This is a genomic window from Oscillatoria nigro-viridis PCC 7112 (genome assembly GCF_000317475.1).
GTDB classification, from domain to species: domain Bacteria; phylum Cyanobacteriota; class Cyanobacteriia; order Cyanobacteriales; family Microcoleaceae; genus Microcoleus; species Microcoleus nigroviridis.
The window spans coordinates 5,135,641-5,150,787 of sequence record NC_019729.1 but is presented as its reverse complement, the minus strand read 5'-3'; the positions used below and the strand labels follow the sequence as shown (position 1 = coordinate 5,150,787).

The 15,147-nt window shown below is 44.4% G+C and carries 10 protein-coding genes and 1 tRNA gene; 7 read left to right on the top strand and 4 right to left on the bottom strand.

The window, feature by feature from the left end; all coding sequences use genetic code 11:
* The first annotated feature begins 29 nt into the window (after positions 1–29).
* The 5 genes from OSC7112_RS21575 to OSC7112_RS21555 all read left to right on the top strand — a co-directional run bounded on the left by OSC7112_RS21575 (position 30) and on the right by OSC7112_RS21555 (position 6,685).
* Positions 30–431 carry a type II toxin-antitoxin system Phd/YefM family antitoxin gene (locus tag OSC7112_RS21575; RefSeq protein WP_015177891.1) on the top strand — a complete coding sequence of 134 codons (402 nt, stop codon included), beginning with the start codon at positions 30–32 and terminating at the stop codon, positions 429–431.
* A complete protein-coding gene (locus OSC7112_RS21570) occupies positions 418–759 on the top strand; it encodes a type II toxin-antitoxin system PemK/MazF family toxin (RefSeq protein ID WP_015177890.1) in 342 nt (113 codons plus the stop codon). The genes OSC7112_RS21575 and OSC7112_RS21570 overlap by 14 nt, the downstream gene beginning before the upstream one ends.
* A gap of 570 nt (positions 760–1,329) precedes the next feature.
* Complete coding sequence (locus OSC7112_RS21565) at positions 1,330–2,532, top strand: tetratricopeptide repeat protein (protein ID WP_015177889.1); 1,203 nt, start codon at positions 1,330–1,332, stop codon at positions 2,530–2,532.
* 79 nt (positions 2,533–2,611) lie between these two features.
* Positions 2,612–4,135 (top strand): carboxypeptidase M32, encoded by a 1,524-nt coding sequence (locus OSC7112_RS21560; protein WP_015177888.1) that lies wholly within the window; start codon positions 2,612–2,614, stop codon positions 4,133–4,135.
* 129 nt (positions 4,136–4,264) lie between these two features.
* Complete coding sequence (locus tag OSC7112_RS21555) at positions 4,265–6,685, top strand: sucrose synthase (RefSeq protein ID WP_015177887.1); 2,421 nt, start codon at positions 4,265–4,267, stop codon at positions 6,683–6,685.
* Between the two features lie 65 nt (positions 6,686–6,750).
* Here OSC7112_RS21555 and OSC7112_RS21550 read toward each other — a convergent pair whose 3' ends face one another.
* Positions 6,751–6,942: a hypothetical protein gene (locus tag OSC7112_RS21550; protein WP_015177886.1), complete on the bottom strand. Its 192-nt coding sequence runs from the start codon at positions 6,940–6,942 to the stop codon at positions 6,751–6,753.
* Positions 6,943–7,191: 249 nt separating this feature from the next.
* Here OSC7112_RS21550 and OSC7112_RS21545 point away from each other — a divergent pair, with 249 nt between their 5' ends.
* Together OSC7112_RS21545 and OSC7112_RS21540 are read left to right on the top strand one after the other, a co-directional pair.
* Complete coding sequence (locus tag OSC7112_RS21545; RefSeq protein ID WP_015177885.1) at positions 7,192–7,902, top strand: peptidoglycan-binding domain-containing protein; 711 nt, start codon at positions 7,192–7,194, stop codon at positions 7,900–7,902.
* Between the two features lie 298 nt (positions 7,903–8,200).
* Positions 8,201–8,282 (top strand) — tRNA-Leu (locus OSC7112_RS21540).
* Positions 8,283–8,558: 276 nt separating this feature from the next.
* Here the strand turns inward: OSC7112_RS21540 and OSC7112_RS21535 are convergent.
* The 3 genes from OSC7112_RS21535 to OSC7112_RS21525 are packed head-to-tail and all read right to left on the bottom strand — an operon-like array spanning position 8,559 to position 15,010.
* Positions 8,559–11,348 (bottom strand): site-specific DNA-methyltransferase, encoded by a 2,790-nt coding sequence (locus OSC7112_RS21535; RefSeq protein WP_015177884.1) that lies wholly within the window; start codon positions 11,346–11,348, stop codon positions 8,559–8,561.
* Positions 11,341–11,748 (bottom strand): DUF5615 family PIN-like protein, encoded by a 408-nt coding sequence (locus tag OSC7112_RS21530; RefSeq protein WP_190274251.1) that lies wholly within the window; start codon positions 11,746–11,748, stop codon positions 11,341–11,343. Before OSC7112_RS21530 ends, OSC7112_RS21535 begins: the two co-directional genes overlap by 8 nt.
* Entirely contained in the window at positions 11,732–15,010 is a 3,279-nt protein-coding gene (locus OSC7112_RS21525; protein WP_015177882.1) for a BPTD_3080 family restriction endonuclease, read from the bottom strand. The genes OSC7112_RS21530 and OSC7112_RS21525 overlap by 17 nt, the downstream gene beginning before the upstream one ends.
* Positions 15,011–15,147: the final 137 nt, after the last annotated feature.

The window sequence follows — 15,147 nt, the reverse complement described above, 5'->3', positions numbered from 1 at the left end:
TAATAGGAGAATTAGTAGCGAGGTAAAAGATGACTCAACTAAATGTAACCGTAACCAATGACGGATTTCCCGAACTCATCGCCCATGTCGAGGATACTGGAGAACGAATTGTCATAGAACAGGAAGGAAGGGCGATCGCTGCTATCATTACTTATGCCGATCTGAAGCGACTGGAGGCCCTAGAAGCCGCCCTAATTAACAAAGCAAAACTCGAAGAATATGAATGGCTAAAAGCTGCGATCGCAAATCCAGCTTTTGATTCTCTGAGAGACTCAGCAGAAGATATCTACACTTTAGCTGATGGCGTGCCATTCCACGATCCTGAATGGATTAAAACAGTAGCGATAGATCCTAATTTTGGTTCGATCCTAGACCCAGAAGAAGACATTTATACCATAGCTGACGGTAAACCATTCCATGACCAAGGGTAAGATTTTCCTAGTACCGTTTCCCTATGATGATTTATCGGCAAACAAACTGCGTCCAGCAGCTTGTTTGACTAACCCTTTGGGAGCGCGTCGTCATGTTATTATTGCTTATATTACAAGTCGCTTGCCAACAAATTTACTGGAAACAGATATCGTATTAGATGCTTCTCATCCCGACTTTCAGGCTTCGGGGCTGCGGGTGCCATCTACTATCAGGCTGCATCAACTGGTGAGTGTTTCTACAGTGGTTGTTCAGCGTGAGTTAGGTGAATTATCATCAGATACACAGGCTCAAATTGCTGAAAAGCTCTACACTTTGCTAAGTCAGTGATCGCCGATAGGTGAAACTTATATCATGACTTACGCAACTTTTAAATTTTTACACTACCCGTAGCAATAATGGCCGCAATGCACTAAGCTGTCGCGCCTTTAAATTGCATATTCAGGGCGGGCTCATAGGCCCACCCCACAAGAGTTAGATTGTTTTTTGACAGACAATTTAAATGCCGCAACAGCTTACCAATAGGGTTGATGTGTAAGTCCTGTTAGATATTGGGTGAGGTTTGTCACACCTCAGTACGATCGCCCTTTCCTCCTTTCTACGCAGTCAATCGATTTTAGATTTTAGATTTTAGATTTTAGAATAGAAGCATTGACCCCACGGAGAAATTGGGGGGCTTGCATCCTGGATGGTTTCGGTCAGCTCAAAAAAATAGTATTAATCTATACCTACCAAGCCAAACTCTAGAATTATAATAAAAAAATTTGAAAAAGTCCCCAAATTCCTGTAAAATTGCCATAAATAACCAAAAAGTCGCGATCGAAAGCACTCAAAGGCGAAAAAGATCGCATATAAAAAAGAAAAGAATCAATTAGACAGAAAATAAAGAGGTGAAACCCCTTGCAAAAATTAGCCAGCATAGAAAAGCCGATCGACTCAGGGGAAAAATCCATAGCAGTCAATACCCAAAAGGCTCAAATCTTGTACGAACGCGGCAACGCCCTAGAAGCAATGGGACGATTCCAAGCTGCGATCGAATCTTGGGAAGAAGCGATCGAACTTGAACCAAAATTTTATGAAGCGCGGTACAACCAAGGCGTAGCCCTCAAAAAATTGGGCCAGCTAGAAGAAGCGATCGCAGCCTACAACAAATCCCTAACAATCAAGCCAAACAATCCCGAAGCGTGGTACAATCGCGCTAACGTTTTGCGGAAGCTCAACAGACTCTCCGAAGCGATCGCATCCTACGAAAAGGCGATCGAACTCAAGCCCAGCTACCGCGAAGCTTGGACGAACCGCGGCAACACCCTCGTCAGCTTAGAAAAATTCTCAGAAGCGATCGCCTCCTACGAGAAAGCCATCGCCATCAAACCAGACTACTGCGAAGCTTGGTACAACAAAGCATTTGCCCTGAGAAAATCAGACCAAAATACAGCCGCGATCGCCTCCTACGACAAAGCGATCGAACTCAAACCAGACTTGCATCAAGCCTGGTACAACCGCGGCTTAGCCCTAGCCGATGAAAAACTCTACCCGGAAGCAGTCGCCTCCTACGACAAAACCCTGCAACTGCGGCCGAATTCGGCAGCAGCCTGGAACAAACGCGGCACGGCGATCGCACAAATGGGAAAATTTGAAGCTGCGATCGCATCCTGGGACAAAGCCCTCGCACTCAAGCCAAACGACAGCGAAACCTTTTACAACCGCGGCTTAGCCTTGGCCAACTTACAACGCTTTGAAGAAGCAATTGCCTCTTGGGACAAAACCCTAGAGTTGCATCCAGACAACACCGAAGCCTGGTACAACCGCGCCATAGCCCTCAAAAAAATCCAACGATTTACCGAAGCGATCGCCTCCTACGATAAAATCATCGCACTCAAACCCGACGATCCCAACCTGTACTATCAAAAAGCTTGCGTTTACGCCCTGGAAAAACAAGCAGGCGAGGTCGCAAACAGCCAGGAACTTGTTGCCACCAGCATCGGGCTGGCGATCGAAAACTTATCCAAGGCGATCGAACTCAATCCGCAGAAATACCGGAAATTGTGCAAAAATGACTCTAAATTGCGTACAATACGGGAAGAAGTGCGGTTTTTAGCTTGATTTCAGGGTAGCTATGATTGATGGATACGGATGCCGCACTGCAACCTTTGTAGGCAAAACAGCACCATAAACCCCAATCATGCAAACCCTAGACAAAACTCAAGCAAAATTCGCTCAACTGGCAGCCCACCTCAGAGAAGTTAACGACATCGAATCTGCCTCGTCGCTGCTGCATTGGGATCAATCAACTTATATGCCCCCCAAAGGTGCAAGTGCCAGAGGCCGCCAGTTGGCTACTCTCAAACAAATATCCCACGAAAAATTTACAGATCCAAAAATAGGTGAACTCCTAGAAGACTTGCGTTTCTACGAACAAACCCTCCCCTACGACTCCACCGCAGCCAGCCTGATCCGCATAGCCCGCAGAGACTACGATCGCGCCGCCAGAGTCCCCGCAACCTTCATGTCCGCACTCTGCCGCCACCAAGCCGACTGCTACGAAGCTTGGGCCGCGGCCAGGGCAGCCAACAACTTCGCAGCCGTCGAGCCGTATCTCGAAAAAACCCTAGAATTAAGCAGGCAGTACGCCGACTTTTTCCCCGGCTACGAACACATCGCCGATCCTTTGATCGATCGTAGCGACTACGGCATGAAAGTATCCCTGCTGCGCCCGCTTTTCGCCAAACTGCGTCAAGAATTAGTGCCGATAGTCGAAGCCATCACCTCCCAACCTCCCGCCGACGACTCCTGCTTGCACCAAGACTTCCCCGAATCCCAGCAACTAGAATTCACCCGCAAAGTTGTAGAACGCATGGGGTACGACTTCCAACGGGGACGGCAAGACACCACCCTCCACCCGTTCATGACCAACTTCTCCATAGACGACGTGCGAATTACCACCCGCGTCTACGAAGACCACTTGGATCAAGCACTCTTCAGCAGCATTCACGAAGCCGGACACGCCCTCTACGAACTCGGAAATTCCCCGGAATTTGAAGGCACGCTTCTGGCAGGCGGCGTTTCCTCCGGCGTCCACGAAAGTCAGTCGCGACTTTGGGAAAATTTGGTGGGGCGCAGCCGCGGTTTTTGGGAATGTTTTTACCCGCAACTCCAAGGCGTATTTTTGCGACAGTTGGGACACGTATCCACTGACGCATTTTACCGGGCAATTAACAAAGTCTCGCGATCGCTCATCCGCACGGACGCCGACGAAGTAACCTACAACCTCCACGTCGCCATCCGCTTTGACCTAGAATTGGCAATGGTAGAGGGAAAACTAGCAGTGCGAGACCTCCCCGAAGCCTGGAACGAACGCTATAGAACCGACCTCGGCGTTGTCCCCGCTACCGACAGCGAAGGCGCGATGCAAGATGTTCACTGGTATGTTGGTACGATCGGCGGAATGTTCCAAGGTTACACCCTCGGCAACTTGATGAGCGCCCAATTCTACGAAACAGCAGTAAAACTCAATCCTGAAATTCCCGTAGAAATAGAACAGGGCAATTTTACCGTACTCCACGACTGGCTAAAACAAAATATCTACCAGCACGGCCGCAAATACACCGCCGTCGAATTGCTCGATCGCGTTACAGGTTCACCTTTAAGTATCGATCCCTTTATCCGCTACATTCGCCACAAATACGGGGAATTTTATGTCATTTGAGGGATAGCAAGTTCAGATTGCAGACTTTAAAATTACAAAAAAAGTAGCCGCTTAAAAAAAAGGACGATACTGTTTGAGTATCGCCTAATTTTACAGCGGCCATCAAAAATATTAAATCAGGAAGTATCTATGTCTGAACTTTTTCAAGCTGTTATCGCCAGCGACGAAAAAACCGACTTGCGTAAGTTTGTTAGCGATTTACGCGCTTTGGGAAACACATATTTACTGCGAAACGACATAGTTAACGCTTTTGCGGCTTACTGCACCAAATACGAAAAGCCCGAACAGTTCCATCAATTTTCTCATTTGAGCAAACTGATTTACTACGTTCAGGAAATTATTCTTGAAGAGGACAGCATTTGCGTGCTGCTGCGGCCAAAAATTGCTAATATAGAAATAGTGCGAGTTAGAGACGACTTGACAGTCGAGCAGATGACAGTGCAAGAATTGCTCGACGCGCGCGATCGCTTCGTCAACCACTTTCACCCGCAAGAAGGCGACATTCTCGAACTAGATTTCGGCCCTTTTTACGATTATTCCCCTACAATTCGCGACCCCAAAAACATCGGCAAAGGAGTGCAATTCCTCAACCGATATCTGTCCAGCAAACTGTTCCAAGACCCCAGACAGTGGCAGGAAACTCTATTTAATTTCTTGCGTATTCACCGCTACAACGGCGTACAATTACTAATTAACGATCGCATAAAATCCCAACAACAACTTTCAGAACAAGTCAAAAAAGCCCTTACCTTTGTCGGCGATCTTTCTGAAGAAGAACCCTACGAGAGATTTCGACTGGTTTTGCAAATGATGGGTTTCGAGGCAGGTTGGGGAAATACCGCCGCCCGCGTGCAGGAAACCCTAGGAATTCTGGACGAATTAATTGATTCGCCCGAGCCCCAAACCCTAGAAGCATTTATTTCTCGCATCCCGATGATTTTCAAAATCGTCCTAGTTTCTCCTCACGGCTGGTTCGCCCAAGAAGGAGTTTTGGGGCGACCGGATACGGGAGGTCAGGTAGTTTATGTCCTCGATCAAGCCAAGAGTTTAGAGAAACAACTGCAAGAAGACATTCATCTTGCCGGTCTCGATAGTTTAGGCGTCAAACCTAAAGTAATTATTCTCACCCGGTTAATTCCTAACAGCGACGGTACCCGCTGCAACGAACGTTTGGAAAAAGTTCACGGCACAGAAAATGCTTGGATTTTGCGGGTTCCCTTCCGGGAGTTCAATCCCAAACTGACTCAAAATTGGATTTCGCGGTTCGAGATTTGGCCTTATTTGGAAACTTACGCGATCGATGCAGAAAAAGAACTGCTGGCTGAGTTTCAGGGGAAACCAGATTTAATTGTCGGCAACTATTCCGACGGCAACTTGGTAGCGTTTTTGCTGTCTCGCAAACTCAAAATTACTCAGTGCAATATTGCCCATGCGCTGGAAAAATCTAAATATTTGTTCAGCAATCTCTACTGGCAAGAATCAGAGGACAAATACCATTTTTCGCTGCAATTTACTGCCGATATAATTGCCATGAATGCAGCTAATTGTATTGTCAGCAGCACCTATCAAGAGATTGTGGGCAAACCGGATAGTGTCGGCCAGTACGAATCTTACCATTGTTTTACGATGCCGGATTTGTACCACGTTGTCAACGGGATTGAACTGTTCAGCCCAAAATTCAACGTCGTGCCGCCGGGAGTCAACGAAAGCGTATACTTTCCTTACACGCGGATAGAAGACCGGGTGCAAGGCGATCGCGATCGGCTAAACGAACTGCTTTTTACTCTAGAAGACCCCGAACAGGTCTTTGGAAAACTCGACGACCCGCAAAAGCGCCCTTTATTTTCGATGGCCAGGCTCGATCGCATTAAAAACATGACAGGTTTAGCAGAATTGTTCGGAAAAAGCAAGGAATTGCAAGAAAAATGCAACTTAATTCTAGTAGCTGGCAAACTGCGGGTCGAAGAAACCGACGATTACGAAGAAGCAGAAGAAATTAAAAAGCTCTACGCAATTATCGACGAATACAACCTTCACGGTAAAATTCGCTGGCTGGGAGTGAGGCTTTCCAAAAGCCTGTCCGGCGAAATCTACCGCGTAATCGCCGACGCCCAAGGTATATTTGTTCAGCCAGCATTATTTGAAGCTTTCGGCTTGACAATTCTCGAAGCAATGATTACCGGCATTCCCACTTTCGGGACGCAGTTTGGTGGTCCCCTGGAAATCATTAAAGATGGGGTAAATGGGTTTTATATCAACCCGACCCACCACCAGGAGACTGCCCAAAAACTTCTAGATTTTTTATCGAAATGCGAACAAAATCCCAACTATTGGTATGAAATTTCAACGCGAGGGATTGACCGAGTTTACAGCACGTACACGTGGAAAATTCACACTACCAAGCTGCTGACTCTGGCGCGGACTTACGGTTTCTGGAACTACTCGTCCAAGGAAAACCGCGAAGATATGCTCCGCTACATAGAATCGCTGTTTTATCTGATTTACAAGCCAAGAGCCAAGGCTTTATTGGCAGAACACGCAAATCGATAAGTGGCGGCTTTTGCTTCTTACGGGCTGGTTGAAGGAAAAAACTTTGCCTCTGATGGATCGACTTTTTACACAACCCGCCCGTAAAGATTTGTGAATGACAGCAGGTTTTCTACAAGAGGAGTGAGGCTAAAAAACGCGGTTTCTACTAAAATATTGGCTTTAGCAACAAAACATCTCGGAATCAACCGGGTTTCTGAGGAATAGTGCGAACCCGTCCCTGCTTCCAACTCATAACTTCTGAGTGCGGCCGTCCCCATTGCCGAACTTCTAGAAGCTGTGGCAGATATAGCAACCGCACCGGACGCTTATAACGTTCTTAATGGGCCAAACCAATGCGGTATATTACCCCTTCCCTCGGACTTGTTGTTACCCACTCGCGAAGTGGAAGAACATTCTTCCTTCTTCATTCTGCGATGTTTCTCAGAAAGCTGTCCGGGTAATACAATTAGATTGAGAAACTAGAAAACAGGGAAACCTTGTCAAACCTCACTAACAGGATGAAATTTATGCGTGTGACTACTGTTACGATTTTCAGCTTGATTGCTCTGCTCGCTCCCGGCTTAACCCGAAAGGCAACAGCAGCTTTCGACTCCGAACCATTTGTGCAGGAACAGTACCGCAGAGACTTTACGGCTCCAGCCGATCCGGGTGCGTCAGTATCGCCCGAGGGAAAGTCCCAAGCAGATATGTTTAACAAGCCTTTTTACGCGGGCGAGCAGCCGCCAGCGAGAAAGGAAAAAACTATCTCGGCGGGAGCTGACGGGCCAGAAGTTGCAGCCATACAGCAGCGCTTGCAGGTGCACAGTTTCAAGGTGGGGACGATCGACGGTTCCTATGGCTCTCGCACTACATCGGCGGTTCGTGCCTTTCAGCAGTCTAAGGGTTTGAACTCAGACGGCATTGTGGACAAAGAAACTTGGACAGCTTTAGCAGCAGATCCGGCGCCTGCTCCTGAAGCTGTGCAGAGCAATGCTCCTATTGAGAGCAATGCTGCTGTTGCCGGCAATCCTCCAACTCTTCTAAATAAAGGCGCTGTCGGTTCCAAGGTGAAGACGCTACAGGTGCGTTTGGAAATACAGGGTTACGATCCGGGTCCGATCGACGGCATTTTTGGCGCTCGCACTGCTACGGCTGTCAAGAACTTTCAGGAGTATAAGGGTTTGACGGCTAACGGCATGGTGGACGAAACAACCTGGAAGGCGCTCGGCCAAAAGTAAGTGACAAGTGAAAAATACGGAAAATTGCTGTGGCGATAACTCATGATTGAACCCGGTGTCCCAAAATGACCGGGTTTCTCGATGTTGAGCGATCGAGCAATTTGGTCATCAGCCTGCGGATTTATCAGTGGGTCGCTTTATTTTATCTAAAATCTAAAATTGATCGATCGAGCAATTGGGTCATCAGCCTGGGAATTTATCCGTGGATCGCTTCCTTCAATCTAAAATCTAAAATCTAAAATCTAAAATCCCTTGATCGATCGCTCTGTTGTGTGCTACACTATTGAAATGTCAAAATGCGGATATGGCGAAATTGGCAGACGCGCCAGATTTAGGTTCTGGTTCCGAGAGGAGTGAAGGTTCAAGTCCTTTTATCCGCATAGCAGATGGTATTCACAAAGCAAAAACTGTACAGTAACAAATAATTTGTTACTGTACAGGAGGCGATGACGCTACAACGGCTGAGGGAGAAGGAACCGGAGTTTACGAACTCGGTTCCGCTGGGGCGGTTTATGTTGTGCTGGGATTCATTCATCGCGATCGCTCCAACTGGTAGAGTTTGATTTGGAGAGTGCGATCGCATCCTTAAAATCTGGTCAGCCTGTGATTCCAGTGTGGTTAGATTAGATATATCAGCGTTTGGCAGGCAGGTAAACCTAACATTCATACACTTTCATCACTTCATCCCCGTAGTGGTTGATGACCTTAACAGCAATCTTCCCTGGTTTGCCATTCTTGCCTTTTGGTGGATTGAAAGGACGGCTGCTAGTCGAGTAAATCTGACTCCAGGCATCTTCATCAATTTCTGCTTTTAGGGCACGTTTTAATTTGTCATAAGGTTGGTTAGCGCCTGTAAAATAGGCATGGCGCACAAAAAAGCTTTCCTCATTGTAATCGGTGTCAATAAACCAACAAGCAATATCGTTGGGGGAAGTGCTGCGAATTTCGCCTGTAGTGGGATCGTAAATATCTAATCCTTTTAAGGTGACTACTAGCTGACCATTTTCGCGTTTTAACTCAATATCTGGTTCTCCAAATACCATAAATAAGTTGCCTGCACCTGTTTTCTTGAGCAGTTCATCGCCTAGTAACAAGTCAGCATTCATGCGAGTGATTAAAACTTGCAGCTTGCCATAGCGTTTAGATTCTTCATTGACATTAGGTTCAAAGGCAAAACCGCAAACAATTAATACATTGTGTCCTAAGCCTTTTACAGCTTCTTTGGCCGCTTCTTTGATGTCATCGACGCTAACCGTGCCGTATTCTGGCCCGATGTGGATAGCAACTCGCTTAACGGTTTCGTCACCTTCTGTGTACTCGCCTACAGCATGAATGTAAGTACCCGCATAAGGTTCTAAGTATTCAAATTTGAGGCGTTCATTTTTAAAAGTATTTTGTACTCCTGCTTTTTTGAGGTTGTCAATAATTCTGTTTTCAAATTGATCTGATGCTTGGGCTATCCCTTCATTTTCAGAAGCAGGGCGTTCTTCATCGGTAGAGAGGATGCGGTGAGGTGAAAGACTTTCAACTGTAAACGGGCCAGTTACTCGAATGCGTTTATTGTCTTCATAAGGTTGGTCGTAAAGCAGTTCCGTATCTGCATTACGGGCAATAGATTCGTCGATTTCTTTCTGCCGTTGTTGTCTGAGTTTCCACCATTGAGTTAATAAATCTTTAGCTTCATCAGACCATTTTGTTTCCGGTTCGCGGGGGATTTCCCATTCTTCCCAGGACTTTTTGAGCAACTGGTTTAATTGAGTGCGAATTGTTTCTAGTTGTAATTGCCATTTGGCGTGAATAGTATCAATTTCTGGGTTATTGGCGATCGCTTTCAATGTAACATGAGGAACACGCTTGTAAACGAAGCCTTTTTTGATCTCATTTTCTGTCTTAGGTTGTGTTGGTGGCAGTTGTTTGGTGATTTCGGCTTCTTTCTGGATACCTTCAGGAGAGTCTGCTAGTAAGTAATAGGGATATTTAGCAGACATGAGGCGAGTTCTAGCTAGTGCTAAGGCAACGCGGCTAGTATCAATAGTAATCCAGCGTCTACCCCATTGTTCAGCAACATAGGCTGTAGTTCCTGATCCGCAAGTTGGATCTATTACTAAGTCACCTGGATCTGTGGTCATTAAAAGGCAACGCTGAATAACTTTAGTGTTAGTTTGAACTACATAAAATTTTTCTGATGAGAATGTACTTAGCCTAGTATCATCCCAAACTTCTGCTATGGGAGAAACAGGAAAATCATCTCGATAACGTTTATAACAAAGTGTTTTACCTACAACCAATAAACGATTCGCTTTCTCAAGCATTCTTAATCCTTCTGGAACAGTTTTCCAGTGATTTTTTCCAGGGTGAAATATTTGCCCTTTATACTCAAAATTAACTGTTGTGTTTTGACCTAAGCCATCAGATGTTAAATTGTCCGAACGAAATATTTTAGTATTAATAGGTAAAAAAGCATGGTTATCAATTTCTTCAGCAAATGCTTTACGAGCTATACCATCTTGACTTTCAACCCAATCACTTGATGTAATGTCTGTCTTACCTTTGCGCCAAAAAGTATTTCTGTACTTAACTTTTGATTTTTTTTTGCCATACCAGATAATATAGTCAGATGTTGATGCTAACAATGTTGAACTTTGTCCTGTTGTTGTTTGAAAGGTAATTAACCCACAAAAATTCTCACTCCCAAAAACTTCATCCATCAAACATCTAACTAAATGTACATTCTCATCACCAATTTGCACAAAAACACTACCTGTTCCAGTCAATAACTCTCTGGCTACAACCAACCTATCCCTTAAATATGCTAAATAAGAATGAATCCCTAACTCCCAAGTATCCCGAAAAGCTTTTACCTGTTCCGGCTGTCTTGTTACCTCTTCCGCCTTACCATCTTTAACATCTCGTTTCCGAGTCGAAACCTGCCAATTAGAACCAAATTTAATCCCATAGGGCGGGTCAAGATAAATCATCTGAACTTTACCTTTTAACCCTTCCTTCTCTGCCAATGAATTCATCACCAACAGCGAATCACCCAGAATCATCCGGTTAGCCCACTTCACCCCATCTTGATGTTGATAAAAATCAATTAATTGGTCAAAGTCTAACCCATTAAAATCACTAAATAAACTTAATTGCTGCTGTGGTTGTTCCTTCTTAACCTGAGTCCGAAAATCCTCAATTATCACGGAGGGGTGTATTTTCTCTTGAATATAAATCGGCACAGCCGGAACTTCTAAATCTTGACTGTCCTGCTCATCTTTCCCCTTCCAGACCAACTGCGGGTCTAAAGATGAATCGCGGGGGTAAAGAACTTTTTGAGGTTTTTTCTCGTCATCAGCCATAAAATCACGCAACTCTTCAGTCGGAATATTAGCCCGTTTATCTTGGTGTTTAACACTATCAATAGGTGTAGATTTGTCATCTTTTTTTCTAGGCATGAGTTACTTCCTTATAAATAAATATTTGAGTGTTACAGCCTTTAACATTGCTTTTTTTGACTCGAAATAATCGTGACTTTAATTTGCTATTTTCTAAAATTAACTCGTGAATTTTAAAAGCTTGCTGTTCATAATCAAAATTTCCTTGGCATTCTTTACAGAGGATAATTCCACTATGTTCTTGTCCACACTTATGTAGTTCAATAAAATCCTTCCTATTGAGCGTAATCATAACTCGCTCTTGTCGATGAGCAAACCTAAGTACATCATCATCGGGAATTCCTTGATTAGCTTGCCCTGCGTCATAGGATGTTAAAACATCATGTCCGAGACAACGCAATTTGTTGACGATATCTAGGGGGAAATTTTCGTTAGAATAGAGCCTAGCTATCATCATCATCCTGAGCGAGAATTACCCGATCAATTTCATATTGGTGCTGTTCATAGTACGACAAAACTACTTTTAAATCCTCTGGAGTCAACCCCGGATAATTCCTTAGTATTTCATCATCAGAAGCACCCAGCTTGTAAAAAGAAATAATTGTCCAGACAGGAATGCGTGTATTGCGTATCCTAGCGTTACCTCCACAGACACCAGGGGTTTTTTGAATTGTACTCCGATTTGTATCAGTTTCTGCTGTCTGCTTAGACAAATACATCCGAATAGATTTTTGTGCATCCCAGGGATCGGTTATTTCTAAGAAATCCCAACGCCCTAACCCACCGTGATTTTTTACGGCTGGTATCCAAAGAGTTCTAGCAGTAGCTACCTTAGCAGCTTTGTCCTTTCTTGCTTCCCCCGAAACTTCCAAAATTAAATTGAGTAAATCTTCTTGCCCGTCATTAATTCGCACAATAAAATCAGGCAAGTAATTTTTCTGTTCTCCATTCAAAGTATAGGGAATTGCAAACCCTAAATTTTGATTCTTGACATAGCAGACAACCTCATTCATTTGTTCTAAGGATTCCACCATCTTAGCTTCCCAATTGCTATCCAGTACCACATGGGAAACATGACATTTATTATAGTCCGTGGTATAAACTAGACGTGCCGTATCAAAATCTACATAGCGAGTCGAACCAAAAGTATCATAGGGACGGAGAATGGGTTTTAAAGACTTATGAGATTCTCCTGCTGCAATAGCTTGATAAATCCTGTCTGTAGCATCGTGGGCAAACTCAGTCAACATTAGCAACTGAGGATAGGTATGGTCTTTGTAACTGACACACTCTCTTAGCCACTGTTTAGTGATTTGTAAAACTTCAGGAAATAACCAAGCTTGTACATCTGCATCAAAAAAATGTTGGGTAGTTTTTTCTTGTTTTTGACTCCCATCCCCTCGGAAATATTTTTCTAAAGTCATCTTTGCCAACAGAAAAGCTACTTCCTGCTCTCGGTGAGATTTTAACTCATCTAATGTATGAATACTCGATTGGCCAACAATGGGAGCGTTTACTGTCACCGTTGGTAAGTCAGCAGTAGAGAGAACGTATTGAGAAACATCAGTAAAATTAGCCGTGAGTTTTCCCCTAGTGATGTCATAACGATAACCCGTCAACCGAGGAAAAGTAATTTCACATTCACTTCGTTCTGGCAAAGCCCGAACGCGGGTAGGCAGCGCCCCCCGCTTGGGCGTTTTATTTGAACCCGCACAGGGGATAAAAGCAAAGGGAATACCGTAAACTTCGGCATACTCCGGTTCGTATTTTCCCTCCTTATTCACTGCATAGTTAATTCGCCGCAGTCCCCGTCCGACAACTTGCTCGCATAACAACTGAGTGCCAAAAGCTCTTAACCCTAAAATGTGGGTGACGGTACTGGCATCCCATCCCTCAGTCAGCATGGAAACAGAGACAACACAGCGAATTTGTTCGCCCAGCTTTCCCGGCTTTCCAACTGTATTTAAGACCTCACGCAATAACTCTTCAGGCGTGATTTTTTCGGGATCTTTCCCTGGATATCTCTCTCGATATTCAGCTTTAAATTCTTCTATTTCCTGTGCTGCTATTTTTTTAAATTCAGCACTCATTGCTTCACCTGATTCTAGTTGTTCGCTATCTACCAGAATCGTATTCGGTCTGGCTGTCCACTTCCCGTCTTGGACATTACTAAATAGTGGCAGTTTACCTGGACTTAAAACAGGTCTGCTATCAGGATATTTTTTGCCAGTGTCCCAGCCAGCAATATAGTCATAAACCAGTTTAGAGACGTTGGTATTGTTACAGACAACGATGAATACAGGCGGTGTCCGTCCTCTATCCTGAGCTTCTGTGTCTTGTTCCCATAATTCAAAAGCTTTTTTGTAGTTACTATACAGACTGTCTAAGGCTCCCTCTAATAGTCCAGGGAGTTTTGGTTCTGGGGATGACTTACTTTCATCCTGGGTATTGCGCCCTTTCTTAGGGAGATCGTCGCGAATTAAGGGCCAAATACTGCGATAAGCAGGCAGTTCCCCTGTCACATTATCATCAGATACCGGAACGCGAGGAATTTTGACAATCCCAGATTCAATCGCATCAATTAGAGAAAAGTCAGAAACTACCCAAGGAAATAGATTGCCTTCTGGATAACCAGAACCTTTTAAAAAGAACGGTGTAGCTGATAAGTCATAAACCATTTTGACCCCAATTTTGGACTGTACAGCTTCAATACCTGAAATCCAAAGATGTGCCTCCTCGTTTCGTTTTTCCGCTTCTTTCCGATCGTCGCCTTTCAGCTTGATATTATCATCACCAACGCGACGGCGGTAACAGTGGTGAGCTTCATCATTAATTACGATAATGTTTTTCTTATTACCCAAATCTTTACAAACTCGCCGTACCATTTGGTCGGGAGTTTCAGTAAAAGCGCTTTTTTGTCCTTGAGTGAGAATATCTTTAGTTAACTTGGCGGCGGAATTGAGTTCTCGCAGTTTAAAAGCGTGATAGTTGGTAATAACAATCTTAGCTTTATCCAACTCCGGCATTAACTCCGGTGGTACTAAGTCAAGTTTTTTATAGTAATTTTCGGTATCATTGGGTTGGAGTACCCGCAGGCGATCGCGCACCGTAATTCCCGGCGTTACTACCAAAAAAGCATCGCTAAATTTATTATTCTGAGGATTAGCAACTTTATTAAGAGTATGCCATGCCATCAGCATTGAAATTACTACTGTCTTGCCGCTTCCTGTGGCCATTTTACAAGCCATGCGAAACAATAGCGGGTTAGCATCCGCATTAAATTGTCGCAGTTGATTTTCAATCCAGTTATCGCCGCACTTTTTAGCTACTTCTGTAATATAAATAACTGTTTCTAAAGCTTCAATTTGACAGAAATATAGTTTACGTTCGCGATCGGGGTTAGTCCAATATTCCAATAATTTTTTAGTAGTAGGGGTAACGTAGAGATATCCTCCGCGTCTCCACAAGCTAACACGATCGCGCACTTGGTTAATAAACTTGTTCTCCTCTACGCGATCTTGTGTCCATTCACCCAGATTTAGTTCTAGTTGCTGAAACTGCTTACTTTTCTTCTTCGGTTGGGCAATAGGAATAAAATAATGGCTGATGCGACGGGATGGGACTTGTTCATCAGTAATACCGTCATCGTCAAAGCGAAAGTGACGCTTTGGCTCGGAGAAAGCGGAGTTGATGATGGGATTTTCAATGACAACTTGACTCATCGTATTCTCCGGTACTTGCTTTATGGACAGAGCGATCTCCCGCGATGCAGAATTCTCTCAAAATAGACTATCATGATAAACTAGCCTTTTTTAGACTAATTTTAGGGAAAGCTGTATCTTAGCTAAAATGGTATCGC

Bases quoted from the DNA above. Each gene is read 5' to 3' on its own strand.
- OSC7112_RS21530 (WP_190274251.1), bottom strand. From the start codon at position 11,748: ATGATGATGATAGCTAGGCTCTATTCTAACGAAAATTTCCCCCTAGAT.
- OSC7112_RS21555 (WP_015177887.1), top strand. From the start codon at position 4,265: ATGTCTGAACTTTTTCAAGCTGTTATCGCCAGCGACGAAAAAACCGAC.
- OSC7112_RS21525 (WP_015177882.1), bottom strand. From the start codon at position 15,010: ATGAGTCAAGTTGTCATTGAAAATCCCATCATCAACTCCGCTTTCTCC.
- OSC7112_RS21575 (WP_015177891.1), top strand. From the start codon at position 30: ATGACTCAACTAAATGTAACCGTAACCAATGACGGATTTCCCGAACTC.
- OSC7112_RS21535 (WP_015177884.1), bottom strand. From the start codon at position 11,348: ATGCCTAGAAAAAAAGATGACAAATCTACACCTATTGATAGTGTTAAA.
- OSC7112_RS21570 (WP_015177890.1), top strand. From the start codon at position 418: ATGACCAAGGGTAAGATTTTCCTAGTACCGTTTCCCTATGATGATTTA.
- OSC7112_RS21550 (WP_015177886.1), bottom strand. From the start codon at position 6,942: ATGGGGACGGCCGCACTCAGAAGTTATGAGTTGGAAGCAGGGACGGGT.
- OSC7112_RS21545 (WP_015177885.1), top strand. From the start codon at position 7,192: ATGCGTGTGACTACTGTTACGATTTTCAGCTTGATTGCTCTGCTCGCT.
- OSC7112_RS21560 (WP_015177888.1), top strand. From the start codon at position 2,612: ATGCAAACCCTAGACAAAACTCAAGCAAAATTCGCTCAACTGGCAGCC.